Genomic DNA, 646 nt, shown 5'->3' with positions numbered 1-646 from the left:
ATGGTTAAAGGTTTAACTGCTTTAACTATTTTAACATCTCTTGGTTTCGCTGAAAATATTTCTAATCAGCCTCATTCAATTGCCAAAGCAGAAAAGAATGTCAAAGAAATTACCGATGCAACTAAGGAACCATACAATTCAGTGGTAGCATTTGTGGGTGGTACTGGTGTAGTTGTTGGTAAAAATACAATCGTAACTAACAAACATATCGCTAAAAGTAATGATATTTTTAAAAATAGAGTATCAGCACATCATTCGAGTAAAGGTAAAGGCGGAGGAAACTACGACGTTAAAGACATTGTAGAATATCCCGGAAAAGAAGACCTTGCGATAGTTCATGTTCATGAAACAAGTACAGAAGGTTTGAATTTTAATAAGAACGTTAGTTATACAAAATTTGCAGACGGAGCAAAAGTGAAAGATAGAATTTCTGTTATTGGTTATCCAAAGGGTGCACAAACAAAATATAAAATGTTTGAATCGACAGGAACGATTAACCATATCAGTGGAACGTTTATGGAATTTGATGCGTATGCACAACCAGGTAATTCAGGATCTCCTGTATTGAATTCTAAACATGAACTGATTGGTATTTTATATGCAGGTAGTGGAAAAGATGAATCTGAAAAGAATTTCGGTGTTTATT

The 646-nt window shown here is 33.9% G+C and carries 1 protein-coding gene; it reads left to right on the top strand.

The genetic code is table 11. From position 1 onward, the window contains the following. A partial coding sequence (gene splA, locus IDG60_RS28135; RefSeq protein WP_206161092.1) for a serine protease SplA occupies window positions 1-646 on the top strand: 646 nt, incomplete at both ends.

This window comes from Staphylococcus sp. EG-SA-2, assembly GCF_017152085.1.
Note: the sequence above shows the minus strand (reverse complement) of the source record. Positions and strands in the feature narration are given on the sequence as shown.